Origin of the sequence: Tenuibacillus multivorans, from assembly GCF_900103915.1 — a bacterium.
GTDB classification, from domain to species: domain Bacteria; phylum Bacillota; class Bacilli; order Bacillales; family Alkalibacillaceae; genus Tenuibacillus; species Tenuibacillus multivorans.
This window is the reverse complement of the sequence record NZ_FNIG01000013.1, coordinates 1-23632: the sequence shown is the minus strand read 5'-3', so window position 1 is coordinate 23632 and position 23632 is coordinate 1. Positions and strand designations below refer to the sequence as shown.

Genomic DNA, 23632 nt, shown 5'->3' with positions numbered 1-23632 from the left:
GGCAATCTATTTATGCCAGTACAATGGGAAAAAGCTCGTGATTATGAAGAAATTATTTATGAAAAATACAATGGAATTGCGAAAGTAACCATTAACCGTCCGGAAAAACGTAACGCATTTACACCCTTGACCGTACAAGAGATGATTGATGCATTTGCAGATGCCCGAGACGATTCAAACATCGGTGTTATTGTGTTAGCAGGTGCTGGTGATAAGGCATTCTGTTCAGGCGGAGATCAATCGGTTCGTGGCCATGGCGGCTATGTTGGAACAGACCAAGTTCCACGCTTAAATGTGTTGGATTTACAACGATTAATTCGTACGATTCCAAAACCAGTTGTCGCGATGGTATCGGGCTACGCAATTGGTGGTGGTCATGTCCTACATGTTGTCTGTGATTTAACGATTGCTGCCGATAACGCAATCTTCGGACAAACTGGACCAAAAGTCGGTAGCTTCGACGCTGGCTATGGCGCAGGCTTATTAGCACGTATCGTTGGTCATAAGAAAGCACGTGAGATTTGGTACTTATGCCGTCAATATAATGCCGAAGAAGCGGAGAAAATGGGACTTGTTAATACGGTTGTTCCAGTAGACAAGCTTGAAGAAGAAACTCTTCAATGGTGTGAAGAAATGCTAGAAAAATCACCAACAGCATTACGTTTCCTAAAAGCTTCATTCAACGCCGATACAGATGGACTAGCTGGATTACAGCAAATGGGCGGCGACGCAACACTACTTTACTATACAACCGATGAAGCTAAAGAAGGCCGCGATGCTTTCAAAGAAAAACGTAAACCAGACTTTAAACAGTTCCCACGTTTCCCATAAGTTTAAATGGACAAGATCGCGTGATACACGCGATCTTTACTTTGCATTATAAGAACTCTTGTTAGACCAATGAGAAAAAACATATCAAGATTGAGAACTTTTCCTTATTTATGGAGGTGAGAACGTTGACAATAACCCCGAATTGGTTAGAAAAGCGAGCGTATTTATCCCCAAATAAAGAAGCGATCGTACTACCAGATGGAACAACTTATACATTTCAACAGCTAAAGGATGATGCCCGAAGCTATGCCGCGTATTTACAGCAACAGGGATTCAAAAAAGGTGACCATATTGCGGTTTTATCAAGTAATAGCTATGAAATGGCTGTAATTATCCATGCACTGCATTACATACAAGCCATTTCATTTTTATTAAATGTACGCTTAACGGAGAATGAACTCGAATTTCAGATAAATGATGGAGAGGTTCAAGGGTTAATTTATCATCCGGAATTTGAAGAAACTGCTCAGTCCTTGACTAAACGAACGTCAATTAAAGCTTGTAATCTGTTTGACATCCCGTCCGATCAAACACTAGATCAAGGTCAAGAGGAAATAAACTTTGATGACATTTCTCACACGTTATATACATCAGGAACCACAGGCTATCCTAAAGGTGTGCAATTAACCTATGGGAATCATTTTTGGAATGCGACGGCATCTGCTTTTAATTTAGGCTTACACGACCATGATCGTTGGCTACTCAGTTTGCCAATGTTCCACGTCGGTGGCTTATCGATTCTTTATCGCAGTGTCATCTATGGTATCCCGATACATTTACACGAAAAATTTGAACTTGAACGAGTGCATGAGGACATTATGAAGCGAGGTGTGACGATCGTTTCAGTTGTGACCGTGATGCTAGAACAATTAATGAGACGATTGGGACAAGATCGTTACCCAGAAACACTACGCTGTATGTTACTTGGTGGCGGACCAGCACCCAAAGGCTTACTTGAAACCTGTCAGGAAGCCAATGTTCCAGTTTTTCAGTCGTATGGCATGACCGAAACAGCATCACAGTTTTGTACATTAGATCAAGAAAACATGCTGTCGAAAATTGGTTCGGCCGGCAAACCATTATTTCCCGGGCAATTAAAAATTGTCGAAAACGGTCGTGATTGTCCCAGTCAAGAAGTTGGTGAGATTGTTGTTAAAGGTCCATCCGTCACAGAGGGATATTGGAAGCGACCAGAGGCGAATCAAGCAGCGTTTAACGATGGTTGGCTGAAAACGGGGGATCTAGGTTATCTCGATGAAGATGGCTTTCTTTTTGTAGTCGACCGACGTAAGGATTTAATCATTTCTGGTGGGGAGAATGTTTATCCAGCTGAAATTGAAGCTACTATTAAGAGAATAAACGGTGTGTTAGATGCTGGTGTCGTTGGTGTTGCTGATGATCGGTGGGGTCAGGTACCGGTTGCTTTTGTCGTGAAGTCTGATGGAACACTAGATGAAACAGGTGTTATAAGCTTTGCACAAGAACATTTAGCGAAATACAAAATCCCTAAAAAAGTATATTTTATCGATGAGCTACCTCGAAATGCCTCAAAAAAACTTCAGCGTCGGAAGCTGTTAGATTTGATTGATCGGGAGGGAGAAAAATGATTCATTTAGACCGCGTGAACGTCAGACATGTATCGATGAAATTAAAGAGGCCATTTCAAACCGTGAATGGTCTAGTCGTCGTTCGTGACACTTTAATCATCGAAGCTTTTGATACAGATGGACGTATCGGGTACGGTGAATGCGTTGCGTTTTCTGATCCGTTTTATAGTCCGGAGACGACGACAACGGCCTGGGATCAGCTGCAGAACTTTTTGCTACCGATGTTAAATAAAAAACGAATTGAGCATCCATCTGAAATTAGTTCAATCTTTTCAGCCATACAAGGCCATCCAATGGCAAAAGCAGGGATTGAAACGGCTATTTGGGACTTATATGCGAAACTACAAGATCAATCGTTAAAAGAAACGCTTGGTGGTGTACGGGACGAAGTCGAAAGCGGCGTTGTTTTATCCTTGACTGATGACATAGAAAAACAGGTCGAAGAATATAATAAAAAAGGCTATAAACGCTATAAGTTAAAAGTTCAAAAAGGGAAAGAACGTGACATCATCAATCAGGCAAAAGAGGTTGTTGGCGACACACCGATTATGTTTGACGGAAATGGCATGTATGACCCAGAGGATATGCTACACCTATCGAAGCTTGATGATTTGAATCTTTTCATGATTGAACAGCCATTCCGAACGGATGATTATTATTATCATCACCAATTAAAAGAACAAATCAACACGCCAATTAGCTTAGATGAAACGATCAAATCAGAGCATGATGCCTTTCAAGCAATGGAGCTTAGGGCTTGTGACAATATAAACGTTAAAATCGGACGCGTCGGTGGCCTTCAACAGGCTTTAAATATTCACCGATTTGCTAAGGTGGCTAACATGCCATTATGGTGTGGTGGCATGCTTGAAACCGGAATCGGTCGCGCTCATAATGTGGCATTAGCTTCACTAGAACAGTTTACACTACCAGGCGATTTATCCGAATCGTCCCGGTATTGGGAGGAAGACATCATTAAAGAACCGTTTGTGGTAAAAGATGGTTTAGTCAATGTCCCGGACGGCCCAGGTATTGGCGTGACTGTCAATGTGAAGCTTTTAAACCAGCGTACAATACGTCAGTTCAATTACAAGTTCAATAAATTATAAAATAAATGTGTTGCAATGATAATGATTTTCATTTACAGTAAAAGTAGGTTAAATGCTTCGTAAAGTTATTTACACTTTAAAGTATAAGAAAAGCTAATGATTTCGCCATTAAGTCTTGGCGTTAATCCAAGTTTTTCTTAAGAGGAGCGAAGTCAAATGGAGACATTAACAGCTAATAATTTGACACTCGGTTATGGTGAAAAGGTCATTATCGATGAATTGGATATAGAAATTCCTAAAGGTAAGGTAACGGTCCTAATTGGAAGTAATGGATGTGGCAAATCAACATTACTACGTTCAATGGCAAGACTTTTGCAGCCTAAGTCAGGTGAAGTTGTTCTAGACGGAAACGAGATTGCGAAAATGAACACAAAAGAAGTTGCAAAACAAATGGCAATCCTACCACAAGGACCTGCGACTCCAGAAGGTTTGTCAGTTTATCAATTAGTTAAACTAGGGCGTTACCCACACCAAGGTATGTTTAAAAAATGGTCACAAGCAGATGAGGATGCCGTTAATAAGGCTCTAAAAGACACCAATTTAATGGACTTTAAATATCAAGCAGTTGATGAATTATCTGGTGGTCAACGCCAACGTGCATGGATTGCGATGACGTTAGCACAGGATACGGAATTAATTTTATTGGATGAGCCTACAACATATCTTGATATGACACACCAAATTGATGTGTTAGATTTATTATTTGAGTTAAATGAAAAAGATAATCGTACAATTGTGATGGTTTTACATGATTTAAACCTAGCTTGTCGTTATGCCGACCACATCGTTGCGATTAAGGATAAAAAGGTGTATCAAACAGGTCAACCTGAAGATATTATTTCTTGTGAACTCGTTTATAATGTTTTCGGAATGAACTGTGATGTGACATATGATCCGTTATTTGGAACCCCAATGTGCATTCCACACGGTAGAGGGCGCTGCATTTTAGCAGAGGCTCATGCTGAAAAAACAGGTGTAAGAAATAGTTGCGTGATGTAACTCTCAAGTTTAACTTGGGAGTTTTTTTTGTATATCCATTTTCATTTTGCCCACATTAATATTGAGGTGGATAAAATGCAGGACAAACGTAAATTTTATATCAACGTGGAAGAACGGGAAATTTCAGAATTAAAAGCAGGAAATAATGATGAGTTCACCATATATGCCGGACCAAATGAAATCATAGCATTACGTGAGATTTTTGAAGGGATGGAGCATGCGGATATGGGAACGTTTTGGCGTTCACATATGCCGTTTAAAGAATACCATCGCGATGAAGATCAAGATGAATATGATCACTTATTATTAAAAGCCTATAAAATGATTTATGAGCTAGGTGACGATCAATCGAAACAACATGTAGAACAAATGCCTTTCTTCGGTGAATTTAATAAGCTTGAATAGGTCTAAAAGTAGTCTTATCGTGATCCGTTAAAAGGTACAAAAATAAACAGTCCAATTGCCTGAAAATTGGACTGTTTATTTTTTACTGGAGTAGGACTCGCCAATCAATTGGGAACATGACTAAATAAATTTTGCTTTATACAGTTGGGGTGTCCCAAATATTTATAAGGGCCTGTTTCAAAAACAGGCTCATCCGCTCGCTGTGTCCCCAAGGGAGATTGCTAAGGACATACAAATGTTGTGTTCAATGACAATTCGGTTGACACCAAAATAATTTGCCGTATCCAGCGCTTTCTTTAAATCAATTCATGATTTGAAACTGGAAGGGATTGATGCTCTCCCACGCATACCCAACCTGAAGTAATTGTTCTTCGGAGAGATGATTTCCTATAAATTGCATCCCGACAGGAAGTCCATTTGAGCATAATCCCATTGGCACAGATAAGCTTGGTGTACCCGATAAATTGACAGGGACGGTAAATGGCAGACATCGTCTAATAACTTCTAAATTTTGTTCGACCCAATTCTGAGCAAAAGCTGGGGTTGTGATAGGTATCGTAGGACCAAGCATAATATCCACACTCTTAAAGGCCTTATGAAATGCTTCCACTAACTTTCTTCGTGACTGTTGTGCTTTGACATATTGTGGTGTATTCGTCAATGTACCGGATAGAAGGAAGGGTCGGTTATCCATTCCATAATCCTCAGGTTGGGTCTGTAGCCATTCGTAATGAAATGCAGATGATTCCCCAGTCACAATACTATAGCCAGAGAAAGTAGACATGGTTAATTCGGGAATCTCTATTTCTCGTATTTCAACTCCCAAACTTTTAAGAGTTGCTATTGCATTTTTAAAAAGTCTTTCTACATCTGTATCTAACTCCTCAAGAAAGTAAGTAGGAATTCCGATTTTTATTCCTCTTATTTCTTTATAAAGATCTTCGGTATAATCGGGTATGGATGCACGTAGGCTTGCGGGGTCGTTCGTATCAAAGCCTGCCATATTATTGAGCATCAAGGCCAAATCTGAAACTGTCCGCGCCATTGGACCAGCGGTATCCAGTGACCAGGCTGAGGGGAAAATGCCATAAGTACTGACTAGTCCATAGGTTGGCTTTAACCCATATATACCACACATGGCAGCCGGTAAACGAATAGAGCCGAATGTATCCGATCCAGTTGCAAGTGTTGCTAGCCCAGCTGCTAGAGCAGCACTGCTACCACCACTTGAGCCACCGGGCATATAATGTATGTTCCAAGGGTTTCGAGTAGTATTATAGAACTGATTGGTACCGGTGGAACCGAGGGCAAGTTCATGCATGTTTAGTTTTCCTAACATAATCCCGCCTGCACCCAGCAGTTTTTCTACTGCTGTGGCATTTTTTTCGGGAATGAAATCAGCAAAAAGTTTTGAGGCGGCTGTCGTTCGTATCCCTTTTGTGTAGTAATTATCCTTGATACCGATCGGAATTCCGTGAAGTGGTCCTTTATAACGGCCATTCATGATGTTATTCTCGGCTTCTCTTGCTTGTTTAAGGGCTAGTTCGGGAAGTGCGGTAATATACGAATGGATGGTTGGATCGACTGTAGCGATGCGATTTAACACATGTTTTGTCAATTCTACTGGAGATAGTTGCTTCGACTCTATTAAGGGAGCAAGTTCAGTAGCGGATAAATAGGCTAGTTCTGCCATAACATCAACCTCTTATCAACCACCGTAATCGGTACTGTTTTGTTTAGATTAGGGAATGCATTAAGCGGAGTTTGAGCCTGATTAATCGTGAAATGTATATTTTGAATGTGCTGGATATCAGTCTCGTAGATAGGTAAGCCTTTTAAAAATAAGCCTTGTTTTATTAAATCTGTACGATTCATCTCATTACCTCCTATTTTAGGTAAATGAAATCAGGGAAATAACGCTTGTTATTTCCCTTAAAAAGCAATATTATGTTCTATCCCAAAAGCGTTGCTGAGCAATTGCAGTAACAAAATCCTGACCGAATTCAGGGTTGTTGGCGGCAAAGACGACTCCGGCCAAGTTATTTTTATCTGATGTTTTAATATAGGCTTGCCCAGTTGAGGCAACACCGATTGGTTTATAGTGTTTATAGGCATTTTTTATATAACTATCGACGTCTTGATTGAATTTCGCCTGATTTTTAGCGCTTCCACCAACGACATATAGAGAGTCAAGCAGATAGGGACTTGTTGTAAGATATGTTGCATCAACTTTAAGTGTTGTTCCGTCAGCACCTGTGACAGTACCAAGCGTATCACTAATGATAAGAATAATAACCCCATATTGCTGTAAAAAGTTAAGTACATCTGTTACCTCTTGACCGTTAAAGCCATCGCCAATAAGTACACCTACTTTTTGTGTGTATGCATAACTAGGTGTATTGTACTGGCTAAGAGAAGGATAACTTGTAGAAATAGGAACATGGGATCCGCTTGGGCGTTCGACACCGATATTATCAGCAATGACGCTAGCCATTTCCTTATCCACATTGACTAACAAATTGACGTTTTGCTGGCGGACAGATTCACTTTCTACTTTTCCAAGTTGATAGCTAAACGCTTCAATTGTATGCTGCTTTTCAATAGGTGTCATACTATTCCAGAATATTCTAGGTTGCGTAAAGTAATCCTTGAACGAATCACTTCGGGCTCTAATTTTGTAGCCTTCCACTCTTTCCGGATAATACTCATAGCCGCCTTTTTCCGGTGGCACTGTGTATGGTGTGTTATTCGCTAGTGAATTTTTATGATAGTTTACCTGATCAACATCAATTCGATATCTCATCGGGCCTCGTCGCTGATTATTATGAAATGGGCAAATCGGTTTATTGATCGGTAATTCCTGATGATTTACGCCAATACGATGGTATTGTGCGCTTTGATAAGCCATTAACCTTCCCTGGAGAACGGGGTCATTGGAAAAATCAATTCCTGGAACGACATTGGCAGGGTTAAACGCAACTTGTTCTGATTCTGTATGGTAATTATCAATGTTTCTATTTAAAGTCATTTTACCGATCATTTGAACTGGGATGAGCTCTTCTGGCCAAAACTTTGCTGGATCAAGAATATCAAAGTCGTATTTGAACTCATCCTCCATCGGAATCATCTGGACGCCTAACTCATATTCAGGATAAGCACCAAGATCGATCGCCTGTCTGAGATCCCGCCGGTGGAAGTCCGGGTCGAGTCCCCCGATTTTCAGTGCCTCATCCTGAAGAAGGGAATGGACACCAAGGACAGGCTTCCAAACATATCTCACAAAGGTTGCCTCACCTTGTTCGTTAACAAACAGATACGTATTAATTGACCACGATTCCATCATTCGATAACTTCTTAGAATCCCCCGGTCAGACATGATCCACTGTACCATATGGAGTGCTTCGTGATTATTAGCGACATAATCCCAAAAATAGTCGTGAGCACCGGTAGCTGTTGGGATATCATCATCTGGCTTCGATTGGTACGCGTGCATCGCATCTGGAAATTTCATCGCGTCTTGATTAATTAATACAGGCATTGCAATCGTCGTCAGATCGACATTTCCTTCTTCTGTATATAACTTCACGCCCTGACAACGTAAATCTCTTGCCGTATCATAAGACCCTCTAGGCCCTTGTACGGTAGAAAAACGGATAGTTAATGGTGTCTTTTTTCCGGGTTCCTGTAAGAAGCCTGCTTTTGTCACATGCCTCATCGACTGATAGCATTCAAACTCCCCATGGGCACTGTAGCCTCTTGCGTGAACGACTCTTTCTGGTTCCTCTTCTTTGACAAAGTGTGTCATTTTTTCAAAGAATTCATAATCCTGGCGTAACGATGGGCCGCGTTCACCGGCTTTCAATTGGTCCTGATCGTCTGATAGTTTTTTCCCCTGATTGGTAGTCAGTGGCTTTCCCGTATTTTGTATACGGTATTGATCCAGTTGTTCTTGCTTTATATTTTCGCTTTTTCCGCCGACCCCTTTCATATTTCTTGATGACTGATCATCCATGTAATCACCTAGCCTTATCTAATTTTAAATACTCATTTTATGATATGTAAGTAAGATATTTCATATTCATTCATATAGAATTACATAAACTTGTAGAGTGCAGCCTGGTGGGTTCAGATTGTGGGGAACAATTGAGATTGTGAAGGGTAACGCTTAAACTAATAAGAGGAAGATTTTTCAATGTGTTCGTTTCAAATATTATTTGAAGGTAGGTCATAAATCCTGGCGTTACGATTGGTGACAATGTTGTTATGGCATCAGGGGCTGTCGTTACGAAAGATGTTCCTGATGATGTTGTGGTAGGTGGAAACCCGGCAAGAATTATCAAGCAAATTGAATAATAAAAACACTCAGAGAAATAGCTCTGAGTGTTTTAACGCTAAAATTACGTTCTAGTATTAGAATTATTATTCCACATCTGGTATTTCTTTTTCCTTTTGATAATCATAATACGTTCGTTTAATGCTTTGTTTGATGGTCGTTTCATCATCCGTGGTTCGGTGCATTTCAAAGCTTGTCGACAGTTCCTCGATTTGATGAGATTCTTGATTGGCCACGATATTAAATTCAACCGCATCGACGACAATGTTTTGCTCCTCAATTGGTAATTGAGCGCCCTCAATCGAAGAGGTCATTAACTGATTATAAACATAGCTTTGAAATTCATCGCCTTGCCCACTCAATGTTAAGATCATTTGCTCACCATTTTCCTCTAACGTCATTTGATCTTCAAACTGTTTTAATTGTCCTAAAAGCGTTGAAAGATGGCGCTGCTCCTTAATAAGGTTATTTATATTATTTAGCATTTCATTGTTTAACGGTTCATAGGATTCGTTTTCTGGAAGATATGAATAGAGTTGTTGATCTTGATTAAAAACTGTAAATTGGCCAATCGCTGTATCCAACTTCGTTAAAAAACGGAATGGTTCTGATTGAATATAAGTCATATCGGATTGTTCAACGGTTAAGTCGCGATCAATTTCCGGTATATAAACATCTTGTTTAATTGTAAAATCAACCGTGACATGGTCAGTGTTATCAGCCTGATCGATAATATTTGCCATGATGTCTCCCTTTGATGATGTACTTTTTTCTTCTTCATCTGTAACCACATCATTCGAACATCCGACTAATAATAAAAACAAAATGGTGATCAAAGTTACTAGTTTATTCATCGTTTTCCCCCTAGATATAAAGTTCTATTTTTTCAATTTTTTCATCAATCCGTTTATATATTATTCGAAATAGGAATAGTATTTATGAGAGTCATTTAATAGAAAGGTGGGTTGAGTGATGAAATCTTTTATGACGTATGTTCTGATTGCGGCTATTATTTTTGTCATCATTCCTATATCATTAGCCAAAGTAAGCGCTGAAACCGAAATCATCACGATTAGCAAGCATGATCACCACCTAGAATTTCATAAACAATTAGCCGGAAAGGTGAATGTCCAAGCTTCTTCAACTCTAACAGAAGCACAAGTTGTCTCGATTACCGAAAAATTTATGGACCATCTCGTACAAGATGTCGATGAAGACTATCGTGTTCAAAACTATCAATCTATGGAGTCGTATAAAGATAGTTTTAAGCAATTAGCTAGTCAAAAGGTTGTAGATATGTACGTCGATATGTTTTACGAAGAAAAAGGACAAGCCTTGTATATTATTCCAACCGAAACACCGCCATGGTTTGTGGAAGGAAATGAATACGAACTGGAGCAATTGGACGAGCAGACTTACCGTGTGACACAAACCAATGACCTCGAGCTTTACGGGACTTATACAATTATGATTGACTTAAAATTGAATGACAATGGCGAACCGTATATAATTAACGTACAATATCAATAAACAAACAAAAAGGAATGTATTCAACAAGTGAAAGTCTTTAAGGATTATTATCACAATACGGTTAAATTAGTACTAGGAAAAGAAGCCTTTTCAAAACAACCGAAGCATGTTTGGGTTATTACACGGTATCAGGGTCAATGGCTATTAACAAAACATGCCGATCGGGGAACTGAGTTTCCAGGCGGAAAAGTTGAACATGGTGAGGACGCACAAGAAGCGGCCATTCGTGAGGTAAAAGAAGAAACGGGAGGTCACGTTTCAAGGCTCAATTTTATCGGTCAATATTATGTTGATGGCAAAGCTGGTCATATTATTAAAAATATATACTTTGCCAATGTTGATGAGATTGAGGATCAAGAGCATTATTTTGAAACGGAAGGTCCAGTTTTACTCAATGACATTCCGAGAAATATCAAAAAGGACGACCGATTTAGTTTTATGATGAAGGATGAAGTATTGGTTCATGCCTTAAAAGTTGTACGAGAGAAATATATAAATAAAGAAGCTTGAGAAAATGAAAAACATCTTCTCAAGCTTTTTTTCTGTTTACCCTTTATAAGTAGGGCCTGCATCGATAATATCCTGGGTCACATGGTTAAATTGCTTAAAGTTTTCATGAAACTTCATCGCTAGTTCTTTAGCTTTTTCATCATAGGCTTCTGGATCGTTCCATGTTTTCTTCGGATTCAGAACGTCTGACGGAACCCCTGGGCATAATTCAGGAATGGCTAGACCGAAAAATTCATCTTTTTGCGTCTCGACGTTAGTTAATTCACCTTCTAAAGCTGCTTGAACCATCTCACGCGTATAGCTTAACTTCATACGTGAACCAACGCCATAAGGCCCACCAGTCCAGCCCGTGTTAACTAAAAAGACTTGTGCTTCATGCTCATCAATTTTATCACCAAGCATTTTAGCATACGTCGCAGCTGGTAACGGTAAAAATGGTGAACCAAAGCATGCTGAAAAAGTAGCTAGAGGTTCTGTTACGCCACGCTCTGTCCCAGCAAGCTTACTCGTGTAGCCACTTAAGAAGTGGTACATAGCTTGTTCTTTTGTTAGTTTACTGATCGGTGGTAACACACCAGAAGCATCAGCTGTTAAAAATATGATTGTATCTGGTTGCCCCGCGATGCTCGGCTGAACAATATTATCAATCCGTTCGATGGCATAAGCCGCACGCGTATTTTCTGTATAGCGTGTATCATCATAATCTGGCATCCGTGTTTCATCGTTGACGACCACGTTTTCTAGAACGGAACCAAAACGGATTGCGTGGTAGATTTGCGGTTCTTTTTCTTCAGATAAGTTGACACATTTAGCATAACATCCGCCTTCAATGTTAAAGACACCATTTTGAGACCATCCGTGTTCATCATCTCCGATCAAACGACGGTTTGGATCAGCTGAAAGCGTCGTTTTACCTGTCCCAGAAAGACCGAAGAATAAGGCAACATCGCCTTCTTGACCGACGTTTGCTGAGCAGTGCATAGGTAGAACATCTTGTTTCACTGGAAGTAAATAATTCATCACTGAGAAAATCGATTTCTTAATTTCACCAGCATACTCCGTTCCGCCGATTAGGACGATGCGGTGCTTGAAAGAAACGATGATAAACGTTTCAGAATTCGTTCCATCTACTTCCGGATCGGCTTTGAAATGTGGCGCTGAAATCACGGTAAACTCTGATTGATGTTGCTTTAATTCATCTTCATTTGGACGAATGAACAACTGATTCGCAAATAAATTATGCCAAGCAAATTGAGTGACGACACTAATTGGCAGGCGATACTTTTCATCAGCCCCTGCATAACCGTTGAATGTAAATAATTCATCCTGCTCTTTAAGATAATCGGTAACTTTATTTAATAGTTGTAAAAAATGATCTTCGCTGATCGGCTGATTAACCGATCCCCATTCAATTTGGTCATTTGTTTCTTCATCCTGTACAATAAATTTATCTTTAGGTGAACGTCCAGTATAGGCACCTGTTGTTGCACGAACAGCACCTGTCGACGTTAGAATTCCTTCATCACGCGATAAAACCTTTTCAACCAATTCTGCTACAGGCAGATTTTGGTGGTTGTTTGAGTAAGAAGTTAATTGAGTTAAAAGCGATTGGATATTTATTGTCTTCACACTTACCATCCTTTATTTCGTATATTTGAGCAGATAAAAATATCATATTACTTTACCTGCCCAAGTGCAACCGCGCTGTTTGCTTACCAACATCTCGCCATCTAGCGCGTTTTCTTTATCAATAGTATAACACATTTAAATTAATAGACCATACTATTATAGAAAAATTCACATTTTGTTTATATTTTATTTTATTTGCCTAATGAAAATTGTGTGTTTGCGGATTGACACACGTTGTATTAAAGGTTATGATAATGCAGAAACGGAATTTCTCTTATCAAGAGTAAGCGGAGGGAGCAGGCCCAATGAAGCTCGGCAACCATCACATTAGGTGACAGGTGCTAACCTGATGCAAGGGGATATCTTACCCTTGAACGATAAGAGTGAAAGGCAGTGTTAAACGAAACCTTTCCTCGCATAGGAAAGGTTTTCTTTTTGGATAATGATCAATTTGGAAATAAATGCTTAAGCTTTTCACGTCGTATAAGAGAGCCGTTAAAGTAATAAATCGAGGAGGAAACGGTGAAATGACTAATCAACGTCGTCTATTTACTTCGGAGTCTGTTACCGAGGGGCATCCGGATAAAATTTGTGACCAGATTTCGGATGCTATTTTAGATGAAATAGTTAAAAACGATCCAAACGCACGTGTAGCCTGTGAAACGACCGTTACAACGGGGTTAGTTCTCGTTACAGGCGAAATTTCAACAACAACCTATGTTGATATCCCAACTATTGTGCGTGATACGATCAAAGGTATTGGCTATACACGAGCAAAATACGGTTTTGATGCCGAAACATGTTCGGTTTTAACATCAATCGATGAACAATCCGCGGATATTGCACAAGGTGTCGATGAAGCCTATGAAAAACGAGAAGGCAAAATGACCGATGAAGAGATTGAAGCCATTGGCGCTGGGGACCAAGGTTTAATGTTTGGGTATGCATCTAATGAAACCGATGAACTAATGCCGTTACCGATTTCTTTATCACATAAAATATCAAAACGTTTAAGTGACGTGCGTAAAACAGGGGAATTAGACTATCTTCGACCGGATGGGAAAACACAAGTGACCGTTGAGTATGATGAAAATGGTAAGCCGGAACGAGTTGATACGATTGTGATTTCGACTCAGCACCATCCGGATATCACGCTAGAACAAATCAACCAAGATCTTATTGACCATGTCATTCGTCCAGTTGTCCCAAGTGACTTAATTGATGACAACACGAAATACTTTATTAACCCAACTGGTCGATTTGTTATCGGAGGGCCACAAGGTGACGCTGGGTTAACAGGACGTAAAATTATTGTTGATACGTATGGTGGCTATGCCCGTCATGGCGGAGGCGCATTTAGTGGTAAGGATGCAACTAAAGTTGACCGTTCAGCTGCATATGCCGCCCGTTATGTGGCGAAAAACATTGTGGCTGCGGGTCTTGCTGATAAATGTGAAGTACAGCTAGCCTATGCGATTGGAGTGGCTCAGCCCGTATCCATTTCAATCGATACGTTCGGAACAGGTCTAGTAGAAGAGGCACAATTGGTCGAAGCTGTACGAGAAACGTTCGATCTTCGTCCGGCAGGTATTATTAAAATGCTAGATTTAAGACGGCCAATTTTTAAGAAGACCGCAGCATATGGCCACTTTGGACGTACAGATGAAAGCTTCACATGGGAACATACCGATAAAGTTGATGAACTAAAAGCAATATTAAACCGATGAATGATAAAGCTTTCCGAAACGATCATGTTTTGGAAAGCTTTTTTAATTTTTTAAATATATGGCATAAGACAAGCGTTGACATTGAATTGTGGTTATTTAAAACTTGAATGATGATAGTATTTAATGTACACACTACGAGTGATTTATTTTTTAGGAAAGAGAGGAAATGGTTCATGTCTAAAGATCCGATCAAAATAGATGCGATTATTAATGGGGAAAAGTATAAGGTGGAAAAGCAAGAACCGCGTGAAAACCCAACACACCCTGATGAAATAGTTGGTTATGCACCCGTTAATTCGCGAGAAGATACAGTAAAAGCCATTGATGTAGCTCGTGAGACTTTCATAACGTGGAGAGAGTCGCCAATGGATGATCGAGTTGAACGGATGAGAAAGGCGATTCAAAAAATTAAAGATCAAACACCAGAAATAGCAGAATTGTTATCACGAGAACATGGGAAACCATTATATGACTCAGAAGGTGAAATAGCCGTATCTTTAATGTGGATGGAATATGCCTGTGATAATGTTCAAGAGGTCTTGAAGAATGAAGTACAAGAGCATGATTCAGGAAAGACCATTATTTCGAGAGATGCAATTGGTGTTGTATCAGCGATTACTCCTTGGAATTACCCGCTTTCACTTTCCACAATTAAAATGGCCCCAGCTCTTTTAGCAGGTAACACGATGGTTCTTAAACCAAGCCCGTTAGCGCCGCTTGCAGTTAGTAAGGTATGTGAAATTATTTCGGACGAGTTTCCACCAGGTGTTTTAAACCTTGTTCATGGGGAAGCAGATGTTGGTGTTGAGTTAACATCTAACCCTAAAGTAGCAAAAATTGCATTTACCGGTGGGACTGAAACAGCAAAACATATCATGAAGTCAGCTGCAGACACCATTAAGAATATGACGTTAGAACTTGGTGGAAATGATGCGGCCATTGTTCTAAAAGACTTTGATGTTAATGATGAAAGAGCCATGAGACGTCTAGTTATTTCGAACTTTCTTACGGCTGGGCAAATTTGTATGATCGCGAAAAGGATTTATGTTGACCGGGCTATTTATGATGAGTTTGTTGAAAAATATATCGATGCAGCTAATAAGTGGATTCGAGTAGGTGATCCATTTGGTGATAACGTCACCATTGGTCCTGTTAATAACCAAAAGCAAGTTGAACATGTTCAGAACTTAATTGACGATGCTGAAGGTAAAGGAGCAAAAGTTATTAAGTTAGGTGAGATTATGGACGAAGACTTATTTGAACAAGGTTATTTCATGCATCCGACAGTCGTATTAGGAGCGAACCAAGATGATCCGATTGTAAAAGAAGAACAATTTGGTCCAACTGTTCCGATTTTATCTTTTAAAGATGAGCAAGATGCCATTAGATTAGCGAATGATAGTATATACGGGCTAACGAGCTCAGTATGGGGTAAAGAAGAGCATGCAGTAGATGTTGCCAAACATATTCAAGCTGGTACAACGATGATTAATACAGCAGCCGTACAAGGACTTGATGTACGCTTCCCATTCGGTGGTGTTAAACAATCAGGCATTGGTCGTGAATATGGCGATGAAGGACTTCTTGCATACACCGATACCCACGTGATCAATATTCCAGATGATAAAGATTTACCTTATATCCCGGAATAGCATTTAGGCCTTAACAAAATGGTTGGCCATTCAAGCATTTCTAGAAAACGTCCTAATTCCATATGAATTGGGACGTTTTTTAAAATTCAGCCTCTATGAAGTGGTTCATTTCTTTTCTTCCTTACTAGAATTCCGTGAAAACGATCCGATATCTGTAGAAAAGTTCTCATTGCAGAAGAATGTAGTTATACGTACAATGAGAATGTTTAAACAAAAAAGTATAGCTTATGAACCTTGAACGTCCATAAGCTTACACAACATTACTCTTGCATGTTTTTATACAATTGTCCTTTGTCGATATAGCTTTGACGCACACGGTCCATTTCTTTGTAGTCTGCGTCATTCAGTTCGCGAATGACTTTAGCTGGTCGACCGAAAGCAAGTGAGTGAGGTGGAATCTTTTTACCTGGAGGGACGAGACTACCTGCTCCGATAAAGGCATTTTCACCAATTTCAGCACCATCTAATATCGTCGTTCCCATACCGATTAGTGCGTTTTCACGAATAATAGCGGAATGCAGCATGACTTGATGGCCTGCTGTCACACCGTCTTCAATAACTAAAGGGTTGTCAGGACTTTGGTGCAGCATGCTTTGGTCCTGAATATTAACATTTTCACCAATAATAGTCGGAGAAACATCTCCACGGATGACGGTTTTAAACCAAATGCTACTATAAGGGCCAATCGTGACATCGCCGGTGATGACAACATCATGTGCAATATAAGCTGTTTCATCGATTTTTGGATATTTGCCTTGATAAGGAAGTATCATATTGTTCCTCCTTTTATGTATTATGCTAATATTATTATAACAGATGCATTTAAAGTCAATGAGTAAGGGATGATGAGATGTTTGTCAAGTTAGCTGAAGATCCAAAAGCGGTCATTGTTGTAATCCATGGTGCCTTTGAGCATTCCGGTCGCTATGATTGGGTCATCGATCAATTGAATCACTATGGCTATCACGTAGTCGCGGGTGACTTACCCGGTCAGGGAAAGACGAAGGGAAAAAGAGGCCATATCAGGTCGTTTCAGCAGTATATTGACACCGTCCAAACTTGGATTAATCAGGCGAAAGACTATCAATTGCCTGTATTCTTACTCGGCCATAGTATGGGAGGTTTAACTGCGATACGTACGGTACAAAAAGGTAACGTTAAAGTCGATGGTGTCATATTATCATCCCCTGCTCTCGGTATGAAGAATGGCTTAACACGGCCGTTATATTATGCGTCTAAACTACTGAATGTCGCAACACCATCAATGCGATTTCCGACGGGGATTAAGTCAGACATTGCCACGCGTAATGAAGGCTACAAAGCTCATGATGTGTCAGACCCATTGTTTTTGAGAAAAGTATCAGTTCGTTGGTATCATGAATTTGAAAAAGCGATTGTCGCAGCCTTTAAAGACATCAAACATTACCCTAACGTCCCAACGTTATTATTACAGGGTGAGATAGATCATTTAGTTAAAGTAGAAGCGGTCAAAACTTGGTTTAACGAACTCGATATTTCCGAAAAAACGATTAAAATATGGGAAGGCTTTTATCACGAAATCTTAAACGAACCCGAACGAGAAGACGTCGTAATGGATATTGTCAATTTTATCGAACATCAAATAGACCAAACGACGAGATAGGAGGATTTCGCTTTGTCAATCAGTGTCCCAAAGACATTACCATCTCTCTTAACCACATGCTATCGAAATATATTTCCGGCGGTTCGAAAAGAGCTAGCAAGCTGGGAAGAAATGGCTAAAACGATTCCCAATGATGAGCTACGTCAGCAGGCTCTAGCAAGTATAGAGGGTAAAACCTTTCATTGTGAGGGCGGCGCGATCTATGCCACGTTGGCAAAACATAATTGGACGGAATCGATTCGTTTTATCGTTGCTTACCAGACGATTAGTGATTATTTGGACAATCTATGTGACCGTAGTACATCAATGGACCCGGATGATTTCAGACAGCTACACGAATCCATGCTCGATGCGATATCCAATGAACCGTTAACCAGGCAAACGAATTATTATCGCCTACGTCAAGATCAGGATGATGGTGGATATTTACAAGCCTTAGTCGACGAATGTCAATCAGTCGTTCAGTCGATTCCAAACTATGAGGCGATTTACCCTGACGTTCGACGCTTAGCTCAGCTGTACATCGATTTACAAGTCCATAAGCATGTCGCCTTAGAAGAACGCGTTCAGCGGTTAACCACCTGGTATGAAACAGAAAATGACGATGTCGATATTTTATGGAACGAATTTTCGGCTGTAACAGGCTCGACTATTGGGATTTTTGCGATGGTGTCATATGCCTTACAAGGTGTCGATTATAGTGCGGAAGTGATGCGAGCGTATTTTCCTTATATGCAAGGCTTACATATTTTACTAGATTATTTTATTGACCAAAAAGAAGACGAAGCAGAAGGTGATTTAAACTTTTGCTATTACTATGATGATGAGACGATGACTATCGAGAGATTAAAGTTTTTCATCGATGGCTGTTGGGAGAATCTTTTAACCATCCCAGATCGTGACTTCCATCAAATGATTATCTCTGGTTTAGTTGGGTTATATCTATCCGATTCAAAGGTGGAGCAACTGAATAACGGTAAAGAGCTAAGGCAGGAATTATTAAATCATTGTGGCTACCAGGCGAAAACGATTTATTGGAATGGACGGGCGTATCGAAAGTGGAAGGAATGGAAAAGGCTAGGGCAATAATACCCTAGCCATTTTTATAAATGCCAATGACAAATGGAGCGGATTCACTTCGGTTCACCATTTGATACTTCGCAATATCAGCATGATTAGCCGGTATTTGTTTAAGGACGTTCATTAGAGCATCCCTTTCCTCTTTTCCCTCGTCGTGACCCGGATAGATAACGATGACGATGATTCGGTTGTCTTTAAGGATGGAAAATAACCCTTTAATCGCTTGTATAGTTGTTTGACTAGACGTGGTGATGTGTTTGTTACTGCCTGGTAAATAGCCAAGGTTAAAAATCGCTCCGTCGATGGATTGAATGCCGCGTTGAGTTAATTCGTGTACGGCGTGTTCATGTCCGGATAAAATCATATCAACATTTGATACATCATGTTGCTGCAACCATTGGCTTGACGTATCGATCGCCTCTTGTTGAACGTCAAAGGCGATGACACGACCGTCATGACCGACCAGTTGACTTAAGTAAAGGCTGTCATGCCCGTTACCTAAAGTTGCATCAACCACAACCGAACCGGGTTGAATGTATTGCTTAAGTAAATCATGTGCAAACGGAATAATCGCTTTCATATAATCCCTTCTTATGTAGAGTCGTTATTAAAAATATAAAGGAAACTCATAATATTTGTCCATTTTGGTTATATTGTAGAAAAATCGACATAAACATTTGACAAAACATCACCGGTTGAATAGAATATTTATTAACTTAATATGCGTGACGTTGATGAAGGAGTAGTATAAAGACTGCTAAGCGTTTCAGAGAGGTAACGGTTGGTGCGAGTTACCCTTACAGCTTTTGAACTCGCCTTCGTAGTTGTATATATGAACTTATAGTAATATGTACCGTTTTTCCGCGTTAAGGATCTCAAGTGAGTACATGAACTGTACTAATTTGGGTGGTACCACGGGTATAAACTCTCGTCCCAACAAAGGTTGGGGTGGGAGTTTTTTTAGTTACTCAAGAGAACTTATAGTTATAAAAAATTTAATAGGAGGAATGAAAAAATGGCTTACGACCATCAACGTATTGAACAAAAATGGCAAGCTTATTGGGAAGAAAATAAAACCTTTAAGGCAAACACAGATACGGACAAACCAAAATTTTATGCATTAGATATGTTTCCGTATCCTTCTGGTGCTGGATTACACGTTGGGCACCCGGAAGGCTATACCGCAACCGATATTGTCTCACGCATGAAACGAATGCAAGGTTATGAAGTCCTACACCCAATGGGATGGGATGCATTCGGGTTACCTGCTGAGCAATACGCCATTGACACAGGGAATAGTCCCGCAGAATTTACAAACCAAAACATCGAAACCTTCAAACGTCAAATCAAATCATTAGGCTTTTCCTATGATTGGGATCGCGAAATCAATACGACAGATCCGAAATATTATAAGTGGACGCAATGGATTTTTGTCAAAATGTATGAAAAAGGTCTCGCATATATGGATGAAGTTCCGGTTAACTGGTGCCCTGCACTTGGAACCGTCCTTGCCAATGAAGAAGTCATTGACGGAAAAAGTGAACGCGGCGGCCACCCCGTAGTACGTAAGCCAATGCGTCAATGGATGCTAAAAATTACGGAATATGCAGATCGTTTACTTGAAGACTTAGAAGAGCTTGATTGGCCTGAAAGTCTTAAAGATATGCAGTGTAACTGGATCGGAAAATCAGAAGGGGCTGAGCTCACATTTAACATTGATGGCACAGACCATTCGTTTAAAGCCTTTACCACACGTCCAGATACGATTTTTGGGGCAACATACGCCGTGCTGTCACCTGAGCATCCTTTAGTTGATGACATTACAACTGACGAGCAGCGCGATGCCGTCAATCAATACTTAGATGAAATACAGACAAAGAGTGAGCTAGAGCGTACTGATCTTGCTAAGGAAAAAACAGGTGTCTTTACAGGAGCGTACGCTATCAACCCAGTAAACGGTGCTAAAATGCCAATCTGGATTGCTGATTATGTCCTGATGTCTTACGGAACGGGAGCAATTATGGCAGTACCCGCTCACGATGAACGTGATTATGAATTTGCAACCAAGTTTGAACTACCTATTATTGAAGTTGTAGCTGGTGGAAATGTTGAACAAGAAGCTCATACAGAAGATGGCGAACACGTCAATTCTGAGTTTCTAAATGGACTATATAAAGATGAGGCTATAGCAAAAGCGATTGATTGGTTTGAAGAAAAAGGATACGGTGTACGTCAAACGACTTACCGTTTACGCGACTGGCTATTTAGCCGTCAACGTTATTGGGGAGAACCGATTCCAATCATCCATTGGGAAGACGGTACCATGTCCGCAATCGATGAAGACGAACTACCACTTGAACTACCAGAAGCCGATCAAATAAAACCATCCGGTACTGGCGAATCACCACTTGCCAATATAACGGAATGGCTTGAAGTAGAAGACCCTGAAACGGGCAAAAAAGGTCGTCTTGAAACGAACACGATGCCACAATGGGCAGGTAGCTGCTGGTATTACCTGCGTTATATCGATCCAGACAACGATGACATAATAGCCGATCCTGAAAAGCTGAAAAAATGGCTTCCGGTTGATCTATACATCGGAGGAGCTGAACACGCTGTTCTACATTTGCTATACGCTCGATTCTGGCACAAGGTGCTATATGACCTAGGCGTTGTACCAACGAAAGAGCCTTTCCAAAAACTCTTTAACCAAGGTATGATTCTTGGGGAAGGTAACGAAAAAATGAGTAAATCTAAAGGCAATGTCGTGAATCCAGATGACATCGTTCAAACACACGGCGCTGATACACTACGTCTATACGAAATGTTCATGGGACCTTTAGATGCATCCGTTGCATGGAGTACCAATGGCTTAGACGGAGCTCGCCGTTTCCTAGATCGAGTCTGGCGCCTATTTGTTAATGAAGACAATCAATTAACAGATCGTGTAACAGCTGAAGCGAATGAAAATCTAGATAAGATTTATCACGAAACCGTTAAAAAAGTAACCGAAGATTTTGCGGAGCTTCATTTTAATACAGGTATTTCGCAAATGATGGTTTTTGTGAATGAATGCTATAAAAATGATACGTTACCGCAAGAATATGCAGAAGGCTTTGTCAAAATGCTCTCACCTATTGCACCACATATTGCTGAAGAGATCTGGACTCGATTAGGTCATAACGATACGATCACTTATGAAGCTTGGCCGACTTATGATGATTCTAAACTGGTTGAAGACCAAGTCGAAATCGTCCTACAAGTTATGGGTAAAGTTCGCGGCCGTGCGAGTGTACCTAAAGAAGCTTCAAAAGAAGAATTAGAAGATCTAGCATTAAACGATGACCGTGTTCAAGAATGGATTGAAGGGAAGACGGTAAGAAAAGTAATCGTCGTACCAGGTAAATTAGTTAACATCGTTGCCAATTAATCATATATTAAAATGTCAGTTAAAAGACGTCCTTGTACATTGACTGTTTGAGGACGTCTTTTCTATGTATAATAGTATATTTGAAACATCAATTTCTTTGACATAAACCAATTATATTTTATATGATAATTCTACGCTTTAAGAATATGATAAACAGAGGTGTAAATAATATGGATAATGAAATTAATGAAATTCTTCCTGAAGAACTCGAAAAAGAATTAAACACGAGTAAATATGAAATAGTAGATGTGCGCGAGGATGAAGAAGTGGCTAACGGAATGATTCCTGGAGCTAAGCATATTCCACTTAACTCTATTCCTGAACACTTAGATGAGTTCTCTAAGGATAAAGAGTATGTGATGGTCTGCCGCTCAGGTCGAAGAAGCTATAATGCATCCCTCTATTTAGATGAAAAAGGTATTAACGTGAACAATCTAAAAGGCGGAATGCTTGAATGGGAAGGCGACGTTACAGATTAATCATAGGTTTAAGGTAATGAAAGATTTTTTAATATAATCTGTTGACATTCAGATGTCAGCGTATTATTATATTACTTGTCGCTTTTGAAGCGGGGAAACAAATCGAGGCAAAAATTGGTTAACAAAACACGTTGACATTTCTCGTTAAATCATGATATATTTATTCTTGCCGATCACATGAATGTCAATTAATCAACAACTTTTTCAAAGAAAGATTCATTGACTTGTAAGTTTTCGTGTGATACAATGATTTAGTCGCCTTTTTGGGCGGCGAACTTCGAACCTTGAAAACTAAACAAAATAGTCTGTAGTCAATTCCGTTTTATTTTCGAATGGGAAATAAAACATTAGGACAAATAAGCCAATCAAACTTTTATGGAGAGTTTGATCCTGGCTCAGGACGAACGCTGGCGGCGTGCCTAATACATGCAAGTCGAGCGCGGGAAGCAGACAGAATCCTTCGGGAGGACGTCTGTGGAACGAGCGGCGGACGGGTGAGTAACACGTGGGCAACCTGCCTGTAAGACTGGGATAACTCCGGGAAACCGGGGCTAATACCGGATAATTCATCGAATCGCATGATTCGATGTTGAAAGGTGGCATATGCTACTACTTACAGATGGGCCCGCGGCGCATTAGTTAGTTGGTGGGGTAAAAGCCTACCAAGGC

20 protein-coding genes, 1 rRNA gene, 1 pseudogene, 1 riboswitch and 1 other annotated feature are annotated in these 23632 nt (G+C 40.1%); of the genes and pseudogenes, 15 read left to right on the top strand and 7 right to left on the bottom strand.

Annotation, left to right across the window (positions count from 1 at the left end; genetic code table 11):
• Window positions 1–12: 12 nt before the first annotated feature.
• The 5 genes from menB (at window position 13) to BLP77_RS14620 (ending at window position 4951) form a co-directional block, all read left to right on the top strand.
• Window positions 13–831, top strand: coding sequence for a 1,4-dihydroxy-2-naphthoyl-CoA synthase (gene menB / locus BLP77_RS14640; RefSeq protein ID WP_093857866.1), 819 nt, complete (start codon window positions 13–15; stop codon window positions 829–831).
• A 125-nt stretch (window positions 832–956) separates the two neighbouring features.
• Window positions 957–2438, top strand: a complete 1482-nt coding sequence (locus BLP77_RS14635; RefSeq protein WP_093857865.1) for an o-succinylbenzoate--CoA ligase — start codon at window positions 957–959, stop codon at window positions 2436–2438.
• The gene (gene menC, locus BLP77_RS14630; RefSeq protein WP_093857864.1) at window positions 2435–3547 is read left to right on the top strand and encodes an o-succinylbenzoate synthase; all 1113 of its coding nucleotides are present in this window, start codon (window positions 2435–2437) and stop codon (window positions 3545–3547) included. The genes BLP77_RS14635 and menC overlap by 4 nt, the downstream gene beginning before the upstream one ends.
• 156 nt (window positions 3548–3703) lie before the next feature.
• Window positions 3704–4546, top strand: a complete 843-nt coding sequence (locus BLP77_RS14625; protein ID WP_093857863.1) for an ABC transporter ATP-binding protein — start codon at window positions 3704–3706, stop codon at window positions 4544–4546.
• Between the two features lie 75 nt (window positions 4547–4621).
• Window positions 4622–4951, top strand: a complete 330-nt coding sequence (locus BLP77_RS14620; protein WP_093857862.1) for a hypothetical protein — start codon at window positions 4622–4624, stop codon at window positions 4949–4951.
• 301 nt (window positions 4952–5252) lie between these two features.
• Here the strand turns inward: BLP77_RS14620 and BLP77_RS14615 are convergent, their stop codons facing one another.
• The 3 genes from BLP77_RS14615 to BLP77_RS14605 form a co-directional block, all read right to left on the bottom strand.
• A complete protein-coding gene (locus tag BLP77_RS14615; protein ID WP_093857861.1) occupies window positions 5253–6644 on the bottom strand; it encodes an amidase in 1392 nt (463 codons plus the stop codon).
• Entirely contained in the window at window positions 6632–6826 is a 195-nt protein-coding gene (locus BLP77_RS14610; protein ID WP_093857860.1) for a hypothetical protein, read from the bottom strand. Before BLP77_RS14610 ends, BLP77_RS14615 begins: the two co-directional genes overlap by 13 nt.
• Window positions 6827–6896: 70 nt before the next feature.
• Window positions 6897–8963: a catalase gene (locus BLP77_RS14605; protein ID WP_093857859.1), complete on the bottom strand. Its 2067-nt coding sequence runs from the start codon at window positions 8961–8963 to the stop codon at window positions 6897–6899.
• Window positions 8964–9175: 212 nt separating this feature from the next.
• Here BLP77_RS14605 and BLP77_RS14600 point away from each other — a divergent pair.
• Window positions 9176–9304 (top strand): annotated as a pseudogene (locus tag BLP77_RS14600) (acetyltransferase); the annotation flags it as partial.
• A gap of 66 nt (window positions 9305–9370) precedes the next feature.
• Here the strand turns inward: BLP77_RS14600 and BLP77_RS14595 are convergent.
• The gene (locus tag BLP77_RS14595; protein WP_093857858.1) at window positions 9371–10138 is read right to left on the bottom strand and encodes a DUF6612 family protein; all 768 of its coding nucleotides are present in this window, start codon (window positions 10136–10138) and stop codon (window positions 9371–9373) included.
• Window positions 10139–10256: 118 nt separating this feature from the next.
• Between BLP77_RS14595 and BLP77_RS14590 the strand changes: the two genes are divergently transcribed.
• Both BLP77_RS14590 and ytkD read left to right on the top strand, forming a co-directional pair.
• The gene (locus tag BLP77_RS14590) at window positions 10257–10814 is read left to right on the top strand and encodes a hypothetical protein (RefSeq protein ID WP_093857857.1); all 558 of its coding nucleotides are present in this window, start codon (window positions 10257–10259) and stop codon (window positions 10812–10814) included.
• 27 nt (window positions 10815–10841) lie between these two features.
• The gene (gene ytkD / locus BLP77_RS14585; protein WP_093857856.1) at window positions 10842–11324 is read left to right on the top strand and encodes an RNA deprotection pyrophosphohydrolase; all 483 of its coding nucleotides are present in this window, start codon (window positions 10842–10844) and stop codon (window positions 11322–11324) included.
• A gap of 36 nt (window positions 11325–11360) precedes the next feature.
• Here ytkD and pckA read toward each other — a convergent pair whose 3' ends face one another.
• Window positions 11361–12953 (bottom strand): phosphoenolpyruvate carboxykinase (ATP), encoded by a 1593-nt coding sequence (gene pckA, locus BLP77_RS14580; protein WP_245686901.1) that lies wholly within the window; start codon window positions 12951–12953, stop codon window positions 11361–11363.
• A gap of 271 nt (window positions 12954–13224) precedes the next feature.
• Window positions 13225–13337: riboswitch (SAM riboswitch) on the top strand.
• Between the two features lie 143 nt (window positions 13338–13480).
• Between pckA and metK the strand changes: the two genes are divergently transcribed.
• Complete coding sequence (gene metK / locus BLP77_RS14575) at window positions 13481–14680, top strand: methionine adenosyltransferase (protein ID WP_093857854.1); 1200 nt, start codon at window positions 13481–13483, stop codon at window positions 14678–14680.
• A 173-nt stretch (window positions 14681–14853) separates the two neighbouring features.
• Entirely contained in the window at window positions 14854–16332 is a 1479-nt protein-coding gene (locus BLP77_RS14570; protein ID WP_093857853.1) for an aldehyde dehydrogenase family protein, read from the top strand.
• Window positions 16333–16592: 260 nt separating this feature from the next.
• Here the strand turns inward: BLP77_RS14570 and BLP77_RS14565 are convergent, their stop codons facing one another.
• A complete protein-coding gene (locus BLP77_RS14565; protein ID WP_093857852.1) occupies window positions 16593–17105 on the bottom strand; it encodes a gamma carbonic anhydrase in 513 nt (170 codons plus the stop codon).
• Window positions 17106–17182: 77 nt separating this feature from the next.
• On the opposite strand from BLP77_RS14565, the gene BLP77_RS14560 reads away from it, so the two are divergent.
• Together BLP77_RS14560 and BLP77_RS14555 are read left to right on the top strand one after the other, a co-directional pair.
• Window positions 17183–17974 (top strand): alpha/beta hydrolase, encoded by a 792-nt coding sequence (locus BLP77_RS14560; RefSeq protein WP_093857851.1) that lies wholly within the window; start codon window positions 17183–17185, stop codon window positions 17972–17974.
• 18 nt (window positions 17975–17992) lie between these two features.
• Window positions 17993–19063: a tetraprenyl-beta-curcumene synthase family protein gene (locus tag BLP77_RS14555; protein ID WP_093857917.1), complete on the top strand. Its 1071-nt coding sequence runs from the start codon at window positions 17993–17995 to the stop codon at window positions 19061–19063.
• A 4-nt stretch (window positions 19064–19067) separates the two neighbouring features.
• On the opposite strand, the gene mnmM is transcribed toward BLP77_RS14555, so the two are convergent.
• On the bottom strand, window positions 19068–19634 hold the full coding sequence (gene mnmM, locus BLP77_RS14550) for a tRNA 5-(aminomethyl)-2-thiouridylate-methyltransferase MnmM (RefSeq protein ID WP_093857850.1): 567 nt from the start codon (window positions 19632–19634) through the stop codon (window positions 19068–19070).
• A gap of 142 nt (window positions 19635–19776) precedes the next feature.
• Window positions 19777–19993, top strand: a binding site (T-box leader).
• Between the two features lie 76 nt (window positions 19994–20069).
• Between mnmM and leuS the strand changes: the two genes are divergently transcribed.
• The 3 genes from leuS to BLP77_RS14535 form a co-directional block, all read left to right on the top strand.
• Window positions 20070–22484 (top strand): leucine--tRNA ligase, encoded by a 2415-nt coding sequence (gene leuS / locus BLP77_RS14545; protein WP_093857849.1) that lies wholly within the window; start codon window positions 20070–20072, stop codon window positions 22482–22484.
• A 170-nt stretch (window positions 22485–22654) separates the two neighbouring features.
• Window positions 22655–22963 (top strand): rhodanese-like domain-containing protein, encoded by a 309-nt coding sequence (locus BLP77_RS14540; protein WP_093857848.1) that lies wholly within the window; start codon window positions 22655–22657, stop codon window positions 22961–22963.
• A 372-nt stretch (window positions 22964–23335) separates the two neighbouring features.
• Window positions 23336–23632 (top strand): 16S ribosomal RNA (locus BLP77_RS14535); the annotation flags it as partial.